Source organism: Aeromonas salmonicida subsp. salmonicida (assembly GCF_001643305.1).
GTDB lineage: Bacteria > Pseudomonadota > Gammaproteobacteria > Enterobacterales > Aeromonadaceae > Aeromonas > Aeromonas salmonicida.
Genome location: NZ_LSGW01000071.1, coordinates 74,766 through 91,707 on the forward strand (window position 1 = coordinate 74,766; position 16,942 = coordinate 91,707).

Here is a 16,942-nt window from a genome sequence, read left to right on the forward strand (position 1 = left end):
CCAATCATGAAAAACTGAAAGTGGGTTACAAACCTACTGATTCATTGGCGATTAATGAGAAAATACGATCTATTCATCGTTATCACTCTCGGATTTTGTATCTCACATACTGACCCGTTTGAATACAAATTAAGTATTCGTGACAGCCATCACATTGACAATGGGTTTGCGCAAGCCACGAAAGGTGACACGAATCACACTAAATGGGTGGTGACGGCAAGAAAGATCGAAATGTAGCCAAACTACAGAGCCTGAATGTGATCAGGGTCACTACTTAGGGAGGGGGTATGGCTGGGTATTTGAGAGGTACGTCACAAGACACCCCGTTTTCAGCCTAATTTGATCACAAGCTGGTAGATTGAAGTTGCTTAGACGACTGGGATGGGGGTTCGGCAAAACCCGTCATCCCGACTACCACTTTTAATCAAACAGGCTTAAAACGGGGTCCCGACATGTTATCACCGGATACCAAAGTCAAGATACAGAATTTTGGACGCTTCCTGTCCAATATGGTCATGCCCAACATAGGCGCTTTCATCGCCTGGGGCTTTATTACCGCTCTCTTCATTCCCACCGGCTGGCTGCCAAGCGAAACCTTGGCCAAGCTGGTCGGCCCCATGATCACCTATCTGCTGCCGCTGCTGATTGGCTATACAGGCGGCAAGCTGATGGGCGGTGAACGGGGCGGCGTGGTCGGTGCCATCACCACCATGGGCGTGATCGTCGGTACCGACATCCCCATGTTCATGGGTGCCATGATGGTCGGTCCGCTGGGTGGCTGGGTCATCAAGCGCTTCGACAAAGTGATGGAAGGGCGCGTCAAGAGCGGCTTCGAGATGCTGGTCAACAACTTCTCCGCCGGTCTCATCGGCATGTTGCTGGCTATCCTCGCCTTCTTCGTGATCGGTCCCTTCGTCAAAGTGCTCTCCGGCGTACTGGCGGGTGGCGTCGGCTTCCTGGTGGAAAACCACATGTTGCCGCTCACCTCCATCTTCGTTGAACCGGCCAAGATCCTGTTCCTCAACAACGCCATCAACCACGGCATCTTCTCGCCGCTGGGGATCCAGCAGGCGACCGAACAGGGTCGCTCCATCTTCTTCCTGATCGAAGCGAACCCGGGCCCGGGCATGGGCGTGCTGCTGGCCTACATGGTATTCGGCCGTGGCGCCGCCAAGCAGTCCGCGGCTGGCGCCTCCATCATTCACTTCTTCGGCGGCATCCACGAGATCTACTTCCCGTATGTGCTGATGAACCCGCGCCTCATTCTGGCGGTGATCGCCGGTGGCATGACAGGGGTCTTCACCCTGACTCTGTTCAACGCTGGTCTGGTCTCCCCTGCCTCACCAGGATCCATCTTCGCCGTGCTCTTGATGACGCCGAAAGCCTCCCTGATCGGGGTTGCCCTCTCCATCATCAGCTCGACCCTGGTCTCCTTCCTGGTCGCCGCCGTGTTCGTTCGCGCCCAGCAGCCGGAAGCCGACGAGGCCGATGCGCTGGGTGAAGCCACTCGCAAGATGAAAGCCATGAAGGGCGGCAAGCCCGAAACCGCAGCGGCCAAGAAGCCGGGCGGCGAACTGATGGCGGTGCGCAATATCGTGGTCGCCTGCGATGCGGGCATGGGATCCAGCGCCATGGGTGCCGGCATGCTGCGCAAGCGGGTGCAGGCCGCCGGGCTCGACATCAGCGTCACCAACCGCGCCATCGATCAGCTCGACGATCAGGTGGACTGGGTCATCACCCACAAGGATCTGACCGAGCGGGCCCGTCGCCATGCGCCGAACGCCCACCACATCTCGCTCACCAACTTCCTCGACAACGGCCTCTATCAGGAGCTGGTGCAGAACCTGACACTGGCGGCCAACGATGACGTCGCCAACCCGCAACTGCTGGTCGCGGCCAACGACGACAACTACGAACTTCAAGCGGTTGAAGTGTTCACCCTGAGCCGTCACGACGTGCATCTGGGGCTCAAGGCCGACAACAAGGAGGCCGCCATCCTGACCGCTGGCAGACTGCTGGCGGAACGGGGCTATGTGGCACCGGATTACGTCAACGCCATGCTGGAGCGCGAGCAGCTGGTCTCCACCTACCTCGGCGAGTCTATCGCCGTGCCCCACGGCACCATAGCCGCCAAGGAGTTTGTGAAGCGTACCGGCATCGTCATCTGCCAGTATCCGGCCGGCGTCGCCTTTGGCGAGGCGGCGGACGAGGTGGCACGACTGGTGATCGGCATCGCCGCCCGCAACGACGAACACATGCAGGTAATAACCCGCCTGACCAATGCACTGGATGAACCCGGTCTCATCGACCGGCTGGCCAGCACCACGGATCCCCAGGAGTTTCTGGATCTGCTGGGTGCCGAACAGGCTGCGTAATCATCCTTCATCGTCTTTGGTTGTAGAGGTTAATATCATGAAAACATTGCATTTTGGTGCCGGCAATATCGGTCGTGGCTTCATCGGAAAACTGCTGGCCGACGCCAGCCATCAGGTCACCTTCGCCGACGTCAACGAGACCCTGATCGATCAGCTCAACCACCGTCAGGAGTACAAGGTGCACGTGGTGGGGGCGGATCAGAAGCTGGACGTGGTACGCAACGTGGCGGCGGTCAGCTCCGCCGGACACGAGGTGATAGCCCGTATCATCACCGCCGATCTGGTCACCACGGCGGTCGGCCCCAACATTCTGGACAAGATTGCCAGCACCCTGGCCAAGGGGCTTCAGGCCCGTTTCGATGCCGGCAACCTGAGCCCGCTCAACGTCATCGCCTGCGAGAATATGGTGCGCGGCACCAGCCATCTCAAGCAGGAGGTACTCAAGTACCTGCCGGTCGCGTATCATGCCACGCACGAATCCTGCGTCGGCTTCGTCGACTCGGCGGTGGATCGCATAGTGCCACCGGCGGCGGCCAACGACGATCCGCTGGAAGTGACGGTGGAGAGCTTCAGCGAGTGGATCGTCGACCAGACCCAGTTCAAGGGCGAACTACCCCAGGTGGCGGGCATGGAGCCCACCGACAACCTGATGGCCTTCGTCGAGCGCAAGCTGTTCACCCTCAACACCGGCCATATCGTCACCGCTTACCTCGGCAAGTTGCGGGGCTACCGCACCATTCGTGAGGCGATCGAGGATCCGGTGATCCGCAGCAAGGTGCGCCGCGCCATGGAGGAGAGCGGAGCCGTGCTGGTGAAACGCTACGGCTTCGATCCCCGACTGCACGCCGCCTACATAGAGAAGATCCTGGCCCGCTTCGCCAACCCCTATCTGGTGGACGAAATTGACCGGGTCGGCCGTCAGCCGCTGCGCAAACTGGCGGCAGGGGATCGGCTGGTGAAGCCGCTGCTCGGCACCCTAGAGTACGGCCTGCCCAGCGACCATCTGCAAGAGGGAATCGCAGCGGCGCTGCACTATTGCAACGCCGATGACCCCCAGGCGGTGGAGCTGCAGGCCCTGCTGGCGGAACTTGGGCCGGCCCAGGCCTTGGCCCGGGTGACCGGCCTTGCCGCCGACAGCGATATTGTCAGTGCCATCGTCGCCCGTTACGACAGCTTGAAGTGACCCTGATGGGGCGCACTCACCGCCAGACCGCCGCCTCAACCGGTTGAATGGCATGGGAATTCGCCTCATATGATAAAAACCGGGAGAGAGGCACTCTCTCTCCCAGTCAGCTGGACCCAATGCACCTATGACCACACACCAGGAAGATGAAGTACTGGAGCGACTGAACGAGCAGGATGGCCCCCGCGGCTTCTTTCTCGAAGTCGTGACCATCCTGGAAGAGGCGGTCGACTCCCTGATGCGGCGAGCCTTTCGCCAGGAGGAGTATGCCGTCAAATACGCCATCGAACCCCTGCTCAACCAGAGCGGCCCCCTCGGCCAGCTGGAGGTGCGCCTCAAGCTTATCTTTGCCCTCGGCCTCATCTCTCTGGAGCGCTATCAGGATCTCGAAGCCTACCTGAAGATTCGCGATTTTCTGGTGCGCGACCCCAAGGATTACCGCTTCAGCGACAAGCCCATTCGCGATCTGCTGGACAGGCTGCATTGCCTGAACCAGGGCAGCATGATGCCGCAGGATCCCCCTGCCAACGAGGAGGACTGGCCCTTCTACCAGATGCAGCTCAACCGGCTCGATCAGGTGGTGCGCTCGGCCCTGGTGCTGGCGGTGGCCGACTGTGTCACCGACCTTCACAAAGAGAGCCCCATCTAATTCGACGGATAATGGCTGCGTAGCGCCCCCCACTCCTCTGCGGCCACGCCCTTTCCGGCCCACCATGACGCCGACTGTCGCGCAGCTCCCCACGGCACTTGCTCCCGACCTCTGCGGGTGTCAATCTGGCCATCTTCCCCGCTACACTTCCTCCAAGCTCATTACCTGAATCGAGGTCTGCATGACTGCTCTTTCCCTGGCCGGGATCGCCCTGGTCTCAGTGCTGGCCCAGTGGCTCGCCTGGTCGCTACGAGTACCGGCCATCCTGTTTTTGCTGCTCACCGGCTTGACCCTGGGCCCGGTCAGCGGCCTGCTCGACCCCGATGCCCTGCTCGGGGATCTGCTGTTCCCGCTGGTTTCCCTGTCGGTGGCCATCATCTTGTTCGAGGGTGCCCTGACCCTGCATCTGACGGAACTCAAGGGGATCGGCAAGGTGGTGCGCAACCTCTGCTCCACCGGCATGCTGGTCAGCTTCGCCGTCATCGGCAGCGCCAGTTACTTCCTGCTGGGACTGGACTGGCGGGTCGCCATGCTGCTCGGCGCCGTGCTGGTGGTGACCGGCCCCACTGTGGTTGCGCCCATGCTCAACGTGATCCGCCCCACCCGGGAGGTGGATCGCATACTGCGCTGGGAAGGGATCGTCATAGATCCCATCGGTGCCCTGTTCGCCGTGCTGGTGTTCGAGGCGGTACGCCTCGGCAGTCAGGGCGATCTGCTCAGTCACACCCTGCTGGCGCTGGCAAGAACCGTCGGAGTCGGAACCCTGATCGGGGTTGGAGCCGGCTGGCTCACCACACTGCTGATCCGCAAGGACTGGTTGCCGGTCAGCCTGCACAAGTTCGGGGTATTGGCGCTGGTGCTGGTCACCTTCAGCCTCTCCAACTGGCTCAGTCACGAATCCGGCCTGCTGGCGGTGACCGTATTCGGCATCTGGCTCGCCAATCAGGAGGGGCTGGATCTGGAGGAGGTACTGGCGTTCAAGGAAGATCTCGCCGTCATCCTCATATCCAGCCTGTTTATCCTGCTGGCGGCACGCCTCGATCTGGCCCAGCTCTGGCAGCTTGGCCCCATGGTGCTGGTACTGCTGTGCGTGGTGCAGTTTGTGGCACGACCGCTCTGCATCCTGGTCTCGACCTGGGGCTCGGATCTCTCCTGGCAGGCCCGCGCCCTGCTGAGCTGGATAGCGCCGCGGGGCATAGTGGCGGCGGCGGTCAGTGCCTCCTTCGCCATCAGCCTGCATCAGGCCGATATTCCCGATGCGGACAAGCTGGTGCCCCTGGTGTTTGCGGTGATCATCTCCACTGTGGTGTTGCAGAGCCTCACCTCGGCGCCGCTGGCGGGCCTGCTAGGTATGCGTCAGAGCGCCCCCAACACCTGGCTCATCATAGGTGCCAACTCTGTGGCCAGGGCCATAGGCAAGGCGCTGGCGGATCAGGGAGTCCCTGTCTATCTCTCTGATCCTGCTTGGGAATTTTACAAGCAGGCACGCATGAGCAACCTGCCCTGCTATTTCGGCAACCCCCAGTCGGAACATGCCGAGCTGCATCTGCCGCTCACCAGCATCAGTACAGTGCTGGCGCTCTCCCCCAACCGCCACAACAACGCCCTCGGCGTGCTGCACTTCGCCCACCTCTACGGTGAAGAGAAGGTCTACTCCCTGCGCTCCAGCGAACAGCACGGCAAGGCGAACCGGGAGAGTGCCACCTTCCGCGCCCGCCAGAACCTGTTCGGGCCCGATATCAACTACGCCCGCTTGAGCGGCCTGCTGAGCCGGGGCGGCCAGATCAAGGCGACTCGTCTGAGCGACACCTTCGACTGGGTGCAATATCAGGATGCCAACCCCGGGGCCATACCGCTGTTCATACTGGATGCCAGGGCGCAGCCCCGCATCGTCACAGGTCCGGTCACGCCCCTGTCAGGAGAGTTGCTGATCGCCCTGCAACCGCCCAAGGAGACGGCCAGCTCATGAGTGAGACAGAGCACTGTCACAACCCGCTGCTCGCCCCCCTGCTGACACTGCTACAAGAGGCGGCGGCCAGCTACAAGGTGCACGAACTGCTGGCCGCCCTGCGCCAGCAAGGAGCCATTCCCACCCTGGCCGGGGATGAACAGCTGCAGCTGTTTCGGGTCAACTTCCTGATCATGAATGCCCTCTACCAGTTGCAGGCTGAGCTCCATGACGCAGGGTGGTGGCTGGTGATCAGCTCCCTGGATATACGGCTAGAGCCCCTTGCCGGGGCAACAGATACTCGCCAGAGGTTGGCCCTCGGCCAGTCTCTGCGCAACTACTACCTCGACTGGCAGGTGTTCTGGCAGACCGACCGGGAAGAGGTGGAGGCTCTGCTCAACCGCTTCTGGCGCGCTTATGACGGAGCGGGACACAGGGCGGAAGCGCTGGCCCTGTTCGAACTGACCGCCGATGCCAGCCAGGAGAGAGTCCGCCGCCGCTGGCGGGAGCTTGCCCTGCAACACCATCCGGATCGGGGTGGCGATGCAGAGACCTTCATCCGCATGCGCTGGGCCTGGGAGTGTCTGAACACCGCCAGATGAATCCGGCAGATTCAGCCACTAGACTTGAAGAGGCGCTATGAGTCACAGGAGGACGTCATGACAGTCAATGAACTTCGCCTGCTCTATCAGCAGCAAGCCTTCAAGGAAGCCGAGATACTGCAAGATGCCATACTGCCGGGCTGGATCGTGGAGTTCAGAGGGCAAGATGGCCGCTTGTACGAGATGACTGACACCCTGGGTTGCCCCCTCTCGTTCGGATCGGTCGAAGAGGCCCGCCAGCACATACATCTGGTGGCAGACTGCCCCATCCAGGTCGAGCATCTCTATCGCTTCTTCGAACGCTGATAGAGACACATGATCAAAAAAAGGCTCCGTGAGGAGCCTTTTTTCATTCTGGCTGCAGGGGGTCTGCCACCTTGCCCTCCAGTCGCCTGACCGGCTTTTGCAGGATCAGGTTGGCGGGATAGGTGACCAGATCGCCGTTGTCATCCCGCACCCGCACATAGAAGAGACCGATCTCGGTGATGACGCCGGTGACGGAGTCATCCTTGTCGAGGATGCGGATCCGGTCGCCAATCTTGTAGGGAAAGGCGAAGAAGATGGTGATGCTGGCGGTGATGTTGGAGAGGATCGACCACTGGGCCACCATGGCCACCCCGAGCACGGCGAAGAAGGAGGAGGCGAGCACCACCAGCCGTGAAAAATCGAGCCCCCATACCCCGACCAGGATCAGCAGGGTGGCGCAACCGAGCAGAAAGTGGAACACGTGCTCCACATAGAGCACCCGGTTCTCGCTCACTTGTCGGGTATGGGCCAGCGCCAGCAGACTCTTGTGAATGAGGCTGCGGATCAGGGTGTGGCCCAGCAACAGCAGCAGAGTCACGCCAAAAGATTGCCAGGTTGTCATGATTGCTCCTTACCACCAGCGTCTGTGTTTGAGCCAGACCGCCAGCCCGGTGGCCAGCGCCACCAAGGATCCGCAGAAGACCCAGAATGCGGTCGGGCTCTCGGCCCCCGGAATGCCGCCCAGGTTTATGCCAAACAGACCGGTCAGGAAACTGGCGGGCAAGAACAGCAACGCCATCACCGACATCTGGTAGGCGCGGCGGTTGGTCGCCTCCGCCATCAGGTTGTTGATCTCGTCCGCCAGCACACCGGTGCGGGCCACGCCGGCATCGAGATCATCGAGCCAGCGGCGCAGACGGTCAGCGATGTCGAGCAGGCGGCGGCGGTCATCTTCGTCCAGCCAGCTGATCTTCTCGTTGGCCAGACGCGCCACCAGATCCCGCTGGGGGGAGAGGTAGCGGCGGATCATGATGAGTTGCTTGCGGATCCGCGCCAGTCGGCCGTTGGCGGGCAGGTCGCGGGCCAGCACATGCTCCTCCAGCTCCAGGATCTGATCATGCAGCTCTTCCACAAACTCCCCCGCCCTGTCGGTCAGGGCATCACACACCTCCACCAGCCAGTCGGCCGGGGTATCGGCACCACCGCCCTGCGTCAGCTGGTTGAACACGTCCTGCTCGGAGAGCAGCGGACGACGACGGCTGCTGATGATGAGATCCGGTGTGATGAAGATACGCAGCGCCACCATCTCTTCCGGCCTGTGATCCTTGTTGTGATTGATGCCGCGCAGGATCAGCAGCACAGTCTCTCCCATCCGCACCAGCTTGGGCCTGTTGCTCTGGCCGAGCAGGGACTCCTTGGCCGCATCATTGAGCAAGGGGGTTTGCAGCAGCCAGCGGGCCGCCTCCGGATTGCCGTAATCCAGATGCAGCCAGCCAGGGCTCTTCCCCGGGATCTCGCTCCCCGCCGCCAGTGGCTGCATGCCACCCTTGCCATCCAGGGTCAGGGCATAAATCACATCACTGGGTACCCGATCCATCTGCTCGTCCTTTTCATTCAGTCTCATCGGGCCAGCTTACACTAAAGCCCGGCCTGACTCAGCCCCGGGGCAGCCGCTCCTTACCAGCCGTGCTAAGATGCGACCCTCGTTTCAGACACAGGAAACCATGCCATGCCCATCTGGGTTGATGCCGATGCCTGCCCCCTCCCGGTCAAGGAGATCCTTTACCGCGCCGCCCACCGCGCCCAGGTCGTCACCACCCTGGTGGCCAATCAGGGACTGCGGGTTCCGCCCTCCCCCTACATCAAAACCCAGCAGGTAGAGAAGGGGTTCGATGTGGCAGATCATGTCATTGCCCAGCAAGTCATACCGGGGGATCTGGTGATCACCGGCGACATTCCCCTCGCTTCCTGGGTGATAGATGCCGGTGGCGAGGCGCTCAATCCCCGTGGCGAGATCTACACCCGCGAGACCATACAGGCCCGTCTCGGCATGCGTAATTTCATGGAAGAGCTGCGCTCGGCCGGGGTGCAGACAGGCGGCCCGGCCCCCTTCAACGCGGCCGACAAGCAGCGCTTCGCCAACGCCCTCGACAAGTGGCTGCTCAAGGGCAAGCTGAGCTGATCCCGCCTCCCCGGCTTGCGGCCGGGGATATTCATGCCTATCCCCTTTTGCTTAATTTTTCCTTAAGTCTGACGCCCTAACCTTGCGGCTGTTCATCCCCCACCCGCAAGGAACCCGTAATGAAACTGACACCACTGTTGTTACTGCTCCCCCTGTTTAGCGCCACTGTACTGGCCGGCCCCCAGTGTACCCAGACCGACAAGACGCAATGGCTGAGCGAAGCCGAGGCCCAGCAGCAGATCAAGGCCATGGGCTACGACATCAAGAAGTTCAAGGTGACCAAGACCCACTGCTACGAGATCTACGGTTGGGACAAGGACAAGCGCAAGGTCGAGATCTACTTCGACCCGACCGACCTGAAGAAAGTGAAAGAAGAGATCGACCAGTAGCGCAACCATGGGCCGGTCCGTCGCCGGCCTCTTTGACGGAGTCTTGCCATGACAACCTCGTCTGAAGTGAAGGTCTGGGATCCCCTCATCAGAGGGTTTCACTGGGCGACCGTGATCCTCTGCCTGCTCAACTTCTTCGTACTGGAAGAGGGCAGCAGGAACCACAGGTATGTCGGCTATGGGTTGGCTGCCCTGCTGCTGATCCGGCTGCTGTGGGGTCTGGTGGGCTCTTACTACGCCCGTTTCGGCCAATGGTGGCCAACCCCTACCCGCGTCCGTGACTACCTGCGCCAGCTGGCCCGGGGTCGTCACCCCTACTATCTGGGTCACAACCCGCTCGGGGCCCTGATGATCTGGGTGCTGTTGCTGTCACTGGTCGGCACCATAGCCACCGGCTGGCTCACCACCTGGGATGCATTCTGGGGGGAAGAGTGGATGGAAGAGGCCCATGAGGTCGTCGCCAATACCCTGCTGGCCATCATAGCCGTGCACGCCGCCGTGGTGATCCTGACCGACCTCCTCACCCGCAGCGATCTGCTGCGTGCCATGGTGGTAGGGAAAAAACGGGTGCCCGCCGATGCCAGAGTGGAAGATCCGCGCAGTTAATGACCGGGCCGGCCCACCGGCCCCGGTTTTTTGCTGCAATGGCCCGCGACACTGGTAAGATGCGCCGCCATTTCTCCACGCCGTAATCACCATGACCGCCCAAGGGCATCTGCTGTTTTCCGTTACCTGCACCCTGCTCGCCCACAAACTCCAGCTCACGCCAGCCCTGTCGGATGCCAGCCTGTGGCAGACCATACCGGCGGCGCTGGCCAGCGCCCTGCTGCCGGATCTCGACCACCCCAAGTCCGTGCTGGGGCAGCAGCTGCCCTGGATCTCGAAACCGCTCTCGCGACTGTTTGGTCATCGCGGCTTCACTCATAGCCTGCTGGCGGTCGCCGCAGCCGTGTGGGGACTGGATCAGAGCCTGGCGCCCGACCTGCTGCCCGCCGGGATCAAGGATGCGCTCATTATCGGCTACCTCAGCCACCTGCTGGGAGACTGGCTCACGCCGGCGGGTATTCCGCTGTTCTGGCCCATCAAGCGCCGCTACCGGCTGCCAGGCTGCCCCCTCAAGAGTGGTGGCGCCATCGAAACCGGCTTTTGCACTCTCACCCTGCTGGCGGCTGGCTGGTGGAGCCACTGGCTCGGCTGAACCAGCCCAGGCACGGCATGTCTGCGAACATGGGGACGCATTTGCCCACCCCTGAAAAAAACAAACCCCTGCCAAGGCAGGGGTTTGTCGTGGTGATGGCGAGGTGTGACTAGATCATCACACCGGCAATCACGGCGGAGAGCAGGCTCACCAGAGTAGAACCGTACACCAGCTTCAGACCGAAGCGGGAGACCATGTTGCCCTTCTCTTCGTTCAGTGCCTTCACAGCACCGGCGATGATACCGATGGAGCTGAAGTTGGCGAACGACACCATGAAGATGGAGAGGATGCCGATGGTACGCGGGGAGAGCTCGGCAGCAATCTTGCCCAGATCCATCATGGCCACGAATTCGTTGGTCACCAGTTTGGTCGCCATGATGGAGCCGGCTTGCAGGGCCTCACCACTGGGGATACCCAGGATCCAGGCGATTGGGTAGAAAATGTAACCCATGACGTACTGGAAGTTGACGCCAAACGCTACTTCGAACAGGTAGTTGACCAGGGCGATCAGAGCGATGAAGCCGACCAGCATGGCACCCACTATCACGGCCACGGTGAAACCGGCCATGATGTACTCGCCCAGCATCTCGAAGAAGTTCTCTTTCTTCGGTGTGTGGTGCTCGTCGCCTTCGGCGATGGCTTTCAGATCGGTGACCGAGTTATCCGGCTCGTACGGGTTGATCAGCGACAGCACGATGAAGGTACTGAACATGTTGAGCACCAGCGCGGCCACCACGTAGCGCGGCTCTATCAACTGCATGTAGGCGCCGACGATGGACATGGAAACGGTGGACATGGCAGTCGCCGCCAGGGTGTACATCTGCTTTTCATTCAGGTGCGGCAGTGTGTTCTTGAGCGCGATGAAGTTCTCGGACTGGCCGACGATCATGGAGCTGATGGCGTTGAATGATTCCAGCTTGCCCATGCCGTTCACCTTGGCCAGCACTGTCCCTATGCCACGGATGACGATGGGCAGCAGACGGATGTACTGCAGAATGCCGATCAGTACAGAGATGAAGACGATGGGCATCAGTACCATCAGGAAGAAGGAGAAGGCCCCTTCGTTGACCAGACCACCGAATACAAAATCGGTCCCCTGTTTGGCAAACTCCATCAGCTTGGTGAAGCCGGCGGCAAAGCCACCCACCACGGCCAGGCCCACTTCGGAGTTCAGCATGAACCAGGCCAGCGCCAGTTCGACCACCAGCAGTTGGCCAATATAACGCAATTTGATCTGTTTCCAGTTGTGGCGGTTGGCCAGCAAAGCGAGAGCAAGGACCATGACGAGTCCGAGTATAAAGTGAACGTATTCCATACCTGTAGCACCTGAGTGAATTGTTATATTTGATGGGCGCCATCATAGACATATGCATATTTAAAAATCAGATAGCCATCACAATCTGCGGTAAAAATATGCATGTTGGATAATACAAACGTTTACCTTGCCTTCGATTAATTAGTCATAAACCATCTCCATACACTTTGACCATGCCTGGCATTCTGTTTTGCCACACTAAGCAGGAGAAGCTCCTTTTTTCCCTTCACACTCCTTGCTGCCCGCCTTTGCTCATGCGTTCAAAAATCCGCCACATCCGGTGCCGCATTCTGGTACAATGCGCGCCCTTAGCGCTGTGCGCACCCCGTATTCTCCGAAATAGAGTCCTTTTGTGAACAACACCGAATTTAGCAGCCTCAATCTCTCCCCCGCCCTGCAAGAGAACCTCACCAGCCTGGGTTATCTGCAGATGACCCCGATCCAGGCCCAGAGCCTGCCCCTGGTGCTCGACGGCAAAGACCTGATCGCCAAGGCAAAAACCGGCAGCGGCAAGACAGCGGCCTTCGCCCTCGGCCTGCTCGCCAAGCTCAACGTCAACCGCCTCGAAGTGCAGGCGCTGGTGCTCTGTCCGACCCGCGAGCTGGCGGATCAGGTAGCCCAGGAGATACGTCGTCTGGCCCGCGCCCTGCCCAACGTCAAGCTGGTCACCCTGTGCGGCGGTACCCAGACAGCCCCCCAGTCTGCCACCCTGGGCTTTGGTGCCCACATCGCCGTCGGCACCCCGGGTCGCATTCTCAAGCATCTGGAGCAGGGCACTCTCGAACTCTCCGGCCTCAAGACGCTGGTGCTGGATGAAGCGGATCGCATGCTGGACATGGGTTTTGGCGAAGAGATCAACCGGGTCATCAGCTATGCACCCGAGCAGCGCCAGACCCTGCTCTTCTCCGCCACCTATCCGGAGGGGATCGCCCAGATGAGCCGCGGTGTGCAGCGCAATCCGGTCGAGGTCAGCGTGGAGTCCCTGCACGAGGGGAGCGCCATCGAACAGAAGCTGTATGAAGTCCCGGCCGGTCAGCGCCTCGACGCCCTCACCTGGCTGCTGAGCCACTATCAACCGGCCTCCTGCGTGGTGTTCTGCAACACCAAGCGGGCCTGCAACGACGTGGCCGATCATCTGGCCGCCAAGGGCTTCTCGGCGCTGGCACTGAACGGCGATCTGGAACAGCGGGAGCGGGATCAGGTGCTGGTGCGCTTTGCCAACGGCAGCGCCACCATTCTGGTGGCCACCGACGTGGCCGCCCGCGGTCTCGACATCAAGGAGCTGGGCGCCGTCATCAACTACGAGCTGACCTATGATCCGGAAGTACACGTGCACCGCATCGGTCGTACCGGTCGCGCCGGCCAGCAGGGTCTGGCCCTGAGCCTCTACCAGCCGAACGAGGCCCAGCGCGTCAACCTCATCGAAGAGTACCAGCAGGCCCCCATGCCGCAGGGCGATCTGGCCGAGATTGGTCGCGAGATCAAGCCGATTGCGCCGCAGATGGTGACCCTCTCCATCGATGCAGGCCGCAAGACCAAGGTGCGCGCCGGTGACATTCTGGGCGCCCTGACCGGTGAAGGCGGCATTGCCGGTGCCGATGTAGGCAAGATCCAGATCTCCGAGCAGTACTCCTACGTAGCGGTAAAGCGCAGCGTAGGGAGCGCCGCCCTCAAGCGGTTGCAGGAAGGCAAGATCAAGGGCCGTACCTACCGCGCCCGCAAACTGGGTTAACGACGCAGCCTGGCAGCTCATCTGCCGGGCTCAATCTTGACCACGACTCGGGCGCCTTTGCAGGCGCCTGTTTTTTATCGAACATGTGCCATTCCCATGGCATGGACAACACAGATGAACAGAGAACCCCAAGCCGAAGTCAGCTGCCAGAACTGCGAAGCCTGCTGCTGCCGCCTCGAAGTCATGCTGTTTACCGATACCGGCGTACCGGATCGCTACGTGGACGAGATAGAAGGACAGGTGCCCGTGATGCACCGGCTGGAAGATGGTTGGTGTGCGGCGCTCGATCGCAATACCATGATGTGCCGTATCTACGAAGTTCGCCCGCTTATCTGCCGTGAATTCGAGATGGGCGAGCCCGACTGCGTCGACGAACGGGATAAATGGTTTATCAATCTGAGTTGACCAAGGGATAGCAAGCAGCGCTGGATCGCACTCTCAACGATGTGCCGCTTCTACGAAGTTCGCCCGCTTATCTGCCGTGAATTCGAGATGGGCGAGCCCGACTGCGTCGACGAGCAGGATAAATGGTTTATCAATCTGAGTTGACCAAGGGATAGCAAGCGGCGCTGGACCTCACTCTCAACGATGTGCCGCTTCTACGAAGTTCGCCCGCTTATCTGCCGCGAATTCGAGATGGGCGAGCCCGACTGCGTCGACGAGCGGGATAAATGGTTTACCAACCTGAGCTAGTCACGATACGAAGGTACTTACCTAGGCCTGTTTCGCGGCCAGCTGCTGCTTAAGCCAGTGAAGCGCCTCGTCGGTCTGCCCGAAGTAGCGAACCTCCTGAAACGGCAGGTCGTGGAATATCTGATCCGCCAGGTATTGCTTGAAGCTCCCCGCCAGCACCACAGCCAGAAAGGCGCAGCCGTTGGCGGCACACCAGCCGAACTGGCGACGAAAACGGGCTAGAACCTCGGGCCCTGCTGCCTCAAATTCGGTTGCTACCTCGACGATTCCCCAGGGCGCATCACGCAACTGGGCGAACTGCTGGCTGAAGGCTGACTCATAGGCCATGGCCCCCATCAGATTGAAGGGACCACTCGGCTGACAGATCAGCACCTGTCCCTGCCGCTGCATCTTGAAATGACCGTGTGCTTGTAACGTCACGTCCGCCTCCTTCCATGGATTTTCACTGTGCCAGCACAGCCGGATGTTGCAACAAGGTAAGGATTTATCTACAAAAAGTCCATGCTACATCCAGCACCCTGACGCCGACAGCGCCACCTTTTGACTCCCCGAGCCTCACGCTGACGCTCTGTATCACTCCCAGAGTGAGCCCATCATGTTCTGTTGCAGTTAACAAAACGTTGCTGTTATCATCCGCGCCGCCACAAACATTCCACCAGCAGAAACGTTGGTCATTAGCGCAAGGATCAGAGATGAAAAACAGGGCCTCGAGCCATTACCAGCGGATCTGGCGCTGGCACTTCTACGCCGGCCTCTTCGCCGCCCCCTTCCTGATCCTGCTCTCACTGACAGGGATCGTTTATCTGTTCAAACCCCAGCTCGACAATTTGCTCTATCCCGAGCTGATGAAGGTGCCCCCCGCCGCCCACATCCTGAGCACCGATCAACTGCCGGGCAAGCCCCTTGGCGCCGATGCCCTGTGGGCCAAGGCACGGGCCACCATGCCGGACGCCAACCTGAGCAAATACCTGCCGCCGGCCGCGCCGGATACCAGCGCCCAGTTTATCGTCACGCAACAAGGCAATGAACTCACCCTGTTTATGGATCCTGTCAGCGGTACCCTGCTCGGCACCATGGACAACAAGTGGAACTTGCAGGCGGTGGCCCGCGCTCTGCATGCCGATCTGCTGCTCGGCACCACAGGGGATCGGCTGATCGAGCTGGCCGCCGGCTGGGGCATAGTGCTGCTTGTCAGCGGCCTCTATCTCTGGTGGCCGCGCAAGGGCCCGGGTGTCGGCGGTATCCTGTGGCCAAGGCTGAATCAGCGCGGGCGCCTCTGGTGGCGAGATCTGCACGCCGTGGTCGGCTTCTGGGGCGCGGGCTTCCTGCTGTTGCTGCTGCTGAGCGGCATGACCTGGACCGGATTCTGGGGAGCTCAATTCGCCGACCTCTGGAATCGCTTCCCCGCCGCCATGTGGAATGAGGTTCCCAAATCCGCCCCTCTCGTCCGCAACCTCAACCATTCCCATGAACAGACAGTGCCCTGGGCGGTGGAGACGATGCCGATGCCGAGTTCACAGCCAGCAGCCAAGCGTCATGATCACAGCGCCATGCACCAGGGCGGCGAGCAGGATGACATTGTCATGGCCAGCCACCGCATTCCGCTGCAACAGGTAGTGGAGATCGCACAGGCACGTCAGGTCAGCCCGGGTTACAGCATCACACCACCGGTCGGTGAGAGCGGCGTCTACACCATAGCCCTGTTCGCCGACGATCCGCGCAACGATGCCACCTTGCATATCGATCAGTACAGCGGCAAGGTACTGGCCGACGTGCGCTGGCAGGATTACGGCCCGGTCGCCAAGACGGTGGAAACCGGCGTCATGTTGCACATGGGTAAACTCTATGGCTGGCCCCATCAGCTCGCCATGCTGATCATATGCCTGATGGTGCTGCTGAGCTCGGTGAGCGGCCTCTGGATCTGGTGGAGCCGCCGCCCGCAGGGGCGTCTCGCCGCCCCGCCGCTGCCTGCCAAATTGCCCCCCATGCGCGGTGCCATCGCCCTGCTGATCCTGCTCGGTATCGCCTTCCCGCTGGTGGGCGCCTCCATGCTGGTCATCTGGCTGCTGGACAGCCTCTTCTTCTCCCGCCGGGCCCCCAGATTGGCCCAAGCCAGCTGAGTGTCACTCACCCGAACGACGGGGTGACAAAGCCATATGCAAGCAGGGCTCCTTCTTGGAGCCCTGCTTGTTTCATCCCTGTCCTACTTGCTCCCCTCGACCAGCTGGAGGATCTTTCTGGCCTTCTCGAAATGGTCGAGTCTGTGAGTCTGGATCCACCAGGTCGCCGCCTCCATCAGCAAGTCGGGGTCATCATTTCTGTTGGCGAAAAACGCATAAAAAGAGAGCCCGACCGTCTCCCCCTTCTGCGCTATTTTCTGGCGGCAAACCTGGATGATTTTCTGTTTGAGTGACTCGCGCATAAGCCGTT

18 protein-coding genes and 1 pseudogene are annotated in these 16,942 nt (G+C 60.7%); 14 read left to right on the plus strand and 5 right to left on the minus strand.

Annotated elements, in window-relative coordinates; genetic code table 11:
* The first annotated feature begins 452 nt into the window (after nt 1-452).
* From AXW79_RS13405 to AXW79_RS13430, 6 genes are all read left to right on the plus strand, one after another.
* Nucleotides 453-2,375, plus strand: coding sequence for a PTS mannitol transporter subunit IICBA (locus AXW79_RS13405; protein WP_005315959.1), 1,923 nt, complete (start codon nt 453-455; stop codon nt 2,373-2,375).
* Nucleotides 2,376-2,412: 37 nt separating this feature from the next.
* Nucleotides 2,413-3,558 carry a mannitol-1-phosphate 5-dehydrogenase gene (locus AXW79_RS13410; protein ID WP_005315970.1) on the plus strand — a complete coding sequence of 382 codons (1,146 nt, stop codon included), beginning with the start codon at nt 2,413-2,415 and terminating at the stop codon, nt 3,556-3,558.
* A 127-nt stretch (nt 3,559-3,685) separates the two neighbouring features.
* Nucleotides 3,686-4,207 (plus strand): MltR family transcriptional regulator, encoded by a 522-nt coding sequence (locus AXW79_RS13415; protein WP_005315973.1) that lies wholly within the window; start codon nt 3,686-3,688, stop codon nt 4,205-4,207.
* 181 nt (nt 4,208-4,388) lie between these two features.
* Nucleotides 4,389-6,176, plus strand: coding sequence for a cation:proton antiporter (locus AXW79_RS13420; RefSeq protein WP_005315974.1), 1,788 nt, complete (start codon nt 4,389-4,391; stop codon nt 6,174-6,176).
* Nucleotides 6,173-6,757, plus strand: coding sequence for a DNA-J related domain-containing protein (locus AXW79_RS13425; protein ID WP_005315975.1), 585 nt, complete (start codon nt 6,173-6,175; stop codon nt 6,755-6,757). The genes AXW79_RS13420 and AXW79_RS13425 overlap by 4 nt, the downstream gene beginning before the upstream one ends.
* A gap of 57 nt (nt 6,758-6,814) precedes the next feature.
* Nucleotides 6,815-7,063 (plus strand): hypothetical protein, encoded by a 249-nt coding sequence (locus tag AXW79_RS13430; RefSeq protein WP_005315976.1) that lies wholly within the window; start codon nt 6,815-6,817, stop codon nt 7,061-7,063.
* A gap of 43 nt (nt 7,064-7,106) precedes the next feature.
* Here AXW79_RS13430 and AXW79_RS13435 read toward each other — a convergent pair whose 3' ends face one another.
* Nucleotides 7,107-7,625 (minus strand): mechanosensitive ion channel domain-containing protein, encoded by a 519-nt coding sequence (locus tag AXW79_RS13435; protein ID WP_005315977.1) that lies wholly within the window; start codon nt 7,623-7,625, stop codon nt 7,107-7,109.
* Between the two features lie 9 nt (nt 7,626-7,634).
* Nucleotides 7,635-8,627 carry a zinc transporter ZntB gene (gene zntB, locus AXW79_RS13440; protein WP_005315978.1) on the minus strand — a complete coding sequence of 331 codons (993 nt, stop codon included), beginning with the start codon at nt 8,625-8,627 and terminating at the stop codon, nt 7,635-7,637.
* Nucleotides 8,628-8,732: 105 nt separating this feature from the next.
* On the opposite strand from zntB, the gene AXW79_RS13445 reads away from it, so the two are divergent.
* The 4 genes from AXW79_RS13445 (at nt 8,733) to AXW79_RS13460 (ending at nt 10,772) form a co-directional block, all read left to right on the plus strand.
* Nucleotides 8,733-9,185 (plus strand): YaiI/YqxD family protein, encoded by a 453-nt coding sequence (locus AXW79_RS13445; RefSeq protein ID WP_005315979.1) that lies wholly within the window; start codon nt 8,733-8,735, stop codon nt 9,183-9,185.
* Nucleotides 9,186-9,304: 119 nt separating this feature from the next.
* A complete protein-coding gene (locus AXW79_RS13450; RefSeq protein ID WP_005315980.1) occupies nt 9,305-9,574 on the plus strand; it encodes a PepSY domain-containing protein in 270 nt (89 codons plus the stop codon).
* Between the two features lie 48 nt (nt 9,575-9,622).
* On the plus strand, nt 9,623-10,180 hold the full coding sequence (locus AXW79_RS13455; protein WP_005315981.1) for a cytochrome b/b6 domain-containing protein: 558 nt from the start codon (nt 9,623-9,625) through the stop codon (nt 10,178-10,180).
* Nucleotides 10,181-10,271: 91 nt separating this feature from the next.
* Nucleotides 10,272-10,772: a metal-dependent hydrolase gene (locus AXW79_RS13460; protein WP_005315984.1), complete on the plus strand. Its 501-nt coding sequence runs from the start codon at nt 10,272-10,274 to the stop codon at nt 10,770-10,772.
* 109 nt (nt 10,773-10,881) lie between these two features.
* On the opposite strand, the gene AXW79_RS13465 is transcribed toward AXW79_RS13460, so the two are convergent.
* On the minus strand, nt 10,882-12,087 hold the full coding sequence (locus AXW79_RS13465; protein WP_005315986.1) for a NupC/NupG family nucleoside CNT transporter: 1,206 nt from the start codon (nt 12,085-12,087) through the stop codon (nt 10,882-10,884).
* Between the two features lie 352 nt (nt 12,088-12,439).
* On the opposite strand from AXW79_RS13465, the gene dbpA reads away from it, so the two are divergent.
* From dbpA to AXW79_RS24205, 3 genes and pseudogenes are all read left to right on the plus strand, one after another.
* Complete coding sequence (gene dbpA, locus AXW79_RS13470; RefSeq protein WP_005315988.1) at nt 12,440-13,819, plus strand: ATP-dependent RNA helicase DbpA; 1,380 nt, start codon at nt 12,440-12,442, stop codon at nt 13,817-13,819.
* Nucleotides 13,820-13,933: 114 nt separating this feature from the next.
* Nucleotides 13,934-14,224, plus strand: a complete 291-nt coding sequence (locus AXW79_RS13475) for a YkgJ family cysteine cluster protein (RefSeq protein WP_005315990.1) — start codon at nt 13,934-13,936, stop codon at nt 14,222-14,224.
* 39 nt (nt 14,225-14,263) lie between these two features.
* Nucleotides 14,264-14,368 (plus strand): annotated as a pseudogene (locus tag AXW79_RS24205) (YkgJ family cysteine cluster protein); the annotation flags it as partial.
* A 165-nt stretch (nt 14,369-14,533) separates the two neighbouring features.
* Here AXW79_RS24205 and AXW79_RS13480 read toward each other — a convergent pair.
* A complete protein-coding gene (locus tag AXW79_RS13480; protein ID WP_207794271.1) occupies nt 14,534-14,902 on the minus strand; it encodes a hypothetical protein in 369 nt (122 codons plus the stop codon).
* 302 nt (nt 14,903-15,204) lie between these two features.
* Between AXW79_RS13480 and AXW79_RS13485 the strand changes: the two genes are divergently transcribed.
* Nucleotides 15,205-16,632, plus strand: a complete 1,428-nt coding sequence (locus AXW79_RS13485; RefSeq protein ID WP_005315998.1) for a PepSY-associated TM helix domain-containing protein — start codon at nt 15,205-15,207, stop codon at nt 16,630-16,632.
* 83 nt (nt 16,633-16,715) lie between these two features.
* On the opposite strand, the gene AXW79_RS13490 is transcribed toward AXW79_RS13485, so the two are convergent.
* On the minus strand, nt 16,716-16,934 hold the full coding sequence (locus AXW79_RS13490; protein ID WP_005315999.1) for a DUF6500 family protein: 219 nt from the start codon (nt 16,932-16,934) through the stop codon (nt 16,716-16,718).
* Nucleotides 16,935-16,942: the final 8 nt, after the last annotated feature.

What these genes read in the sequence shown, in the direction of transcription:
- AXW79_RS13405 (WP_005315959.1), top strand. Translation starts at nt 453, where the DNA reads ATGTTATCACCGGATACCAAAGTCAAGATACAGAATTTTGGACGCTTC.
- AXW79_RS13410 (WP_005315970.1), top strand. Translation starts at nt 2,413, where the DNA reads ATGAAAACATTGCATTTTGGTGCCGGCAATATCGGTCGTGGCTTCATC.
- AXW79_RS13415 (WP_005315973.1), top strand. Translation starts at nt 3,686, where the DNA reads ATGACCACACACCAGGAAGATGAAGTACTGGAGCGACTGAACGAGCAG.
- AXW79_RS13420 (WP_005315974.1), top strand. Translation starts at nt 4,389, where the DNA reads ATGACTGCTCTTTCCCTGGCCGGGATCGCCCTGGTCTCAGTGCTGGCC.
- AXW79_RS13425 (WP_005315975.1), top strand. Translation starts at nt 6,173, where the DNA reads ATGAGTGAGACAGAGCACTGTCACAACCCGCTGCTCGCCCCCCTGCTG.
- AXW79_RS13430 (WP_005315976.1), top strand. Translation starts at nt 6,815, where the DNA reads ATGACAGTCAATGAACTTCGCCTGCTCTATCAGCAGCAAGCCTTCAAG.
- AXW79_RS13435 (WP_005315977.1), bottom strand. Translation starts at nt 7,625, where the DNA reads ATGACAACCTGGCAATCTTTTGGCGTGACTCTGCTGCTGTTGCTGGGC.
- zntB (WP_005315978.1), bottom strand. Translation starts at nt 8,627, where the DNA reads ATGAGACTGAATGAAAAGGACGAGCAGATGGATCGGGTACCCAGTGAT.
- AXW79_RS13445 (WP_005315979.1), top strand. Translation starts at nt 8,733, where the DNA reads ATGCCCATCTGGGTTGATGCCGATGCCTGCCCCCTCCCGGTCAAGGAG.
- AXW79_RS13450 (WP_005315980.1), top strand. Translation starts at nt 9,305, where the DNA reads ATGAAACTGACACCACTGTTGTTACTGCTCCCCCTGTTTAGCGCCACT.
- AXW79_RS13455 (WP_005315981.1), top strand. Translation starts at nt 9,623, where the DNA reads ATGACAACCTCGTCTGAAGTGAAGGTCTGGGATCCCCTCATCAGAGGG.
- AXW79_RS13460 (WP_005315984.1), top strand. Translation starts at nt 10,272, where the DNA reads ATGACCGCCCAAGGGCATCTGCTGTTTTCCGTTACCTGCACCCTGCTC.
- AXW79_RS13465 (WP_005315986.1), bottom strand. Translation starts at nt 12,087, where the DNA reads ATGGAATACGTTCACTTTATACTCGGACTCGTCATGGTCCTTGCTCTC.
- AXW79_RS13475 (WP_005315990.1), top strand. Translation starts at nt 13,934, where the DNA reads ATGAACAGAGAACCCCAAGCCGAAGTCAGCTGCCAGAACTGCGAAGCC.
- AXW79_RS13480 (WP_207794271.1), bottom strand. Translation starts at nt 14,902, where the DNA reads ATGCAGCGGCAGGGACAGGTGCTGATCTGTCAGCCGAGTGGTCCCTTC.
- AXW79_RS13485 (WP_005315998.1), top strand. Translation starts at nt 15,205, where the DNA reads ATGAAAAACAGGGCCTCGAGCCATTACCAGCGGATCTGGCGCTGGCAC.
- AXW79_RS13490 (WP_005315999.1), bottom strand. Translation starts at nt 16,934, where the DNA reads ATGCGCGAGTCACTCAAACAGAAAATCATCCAGGTTTGCCGCCAGAAA.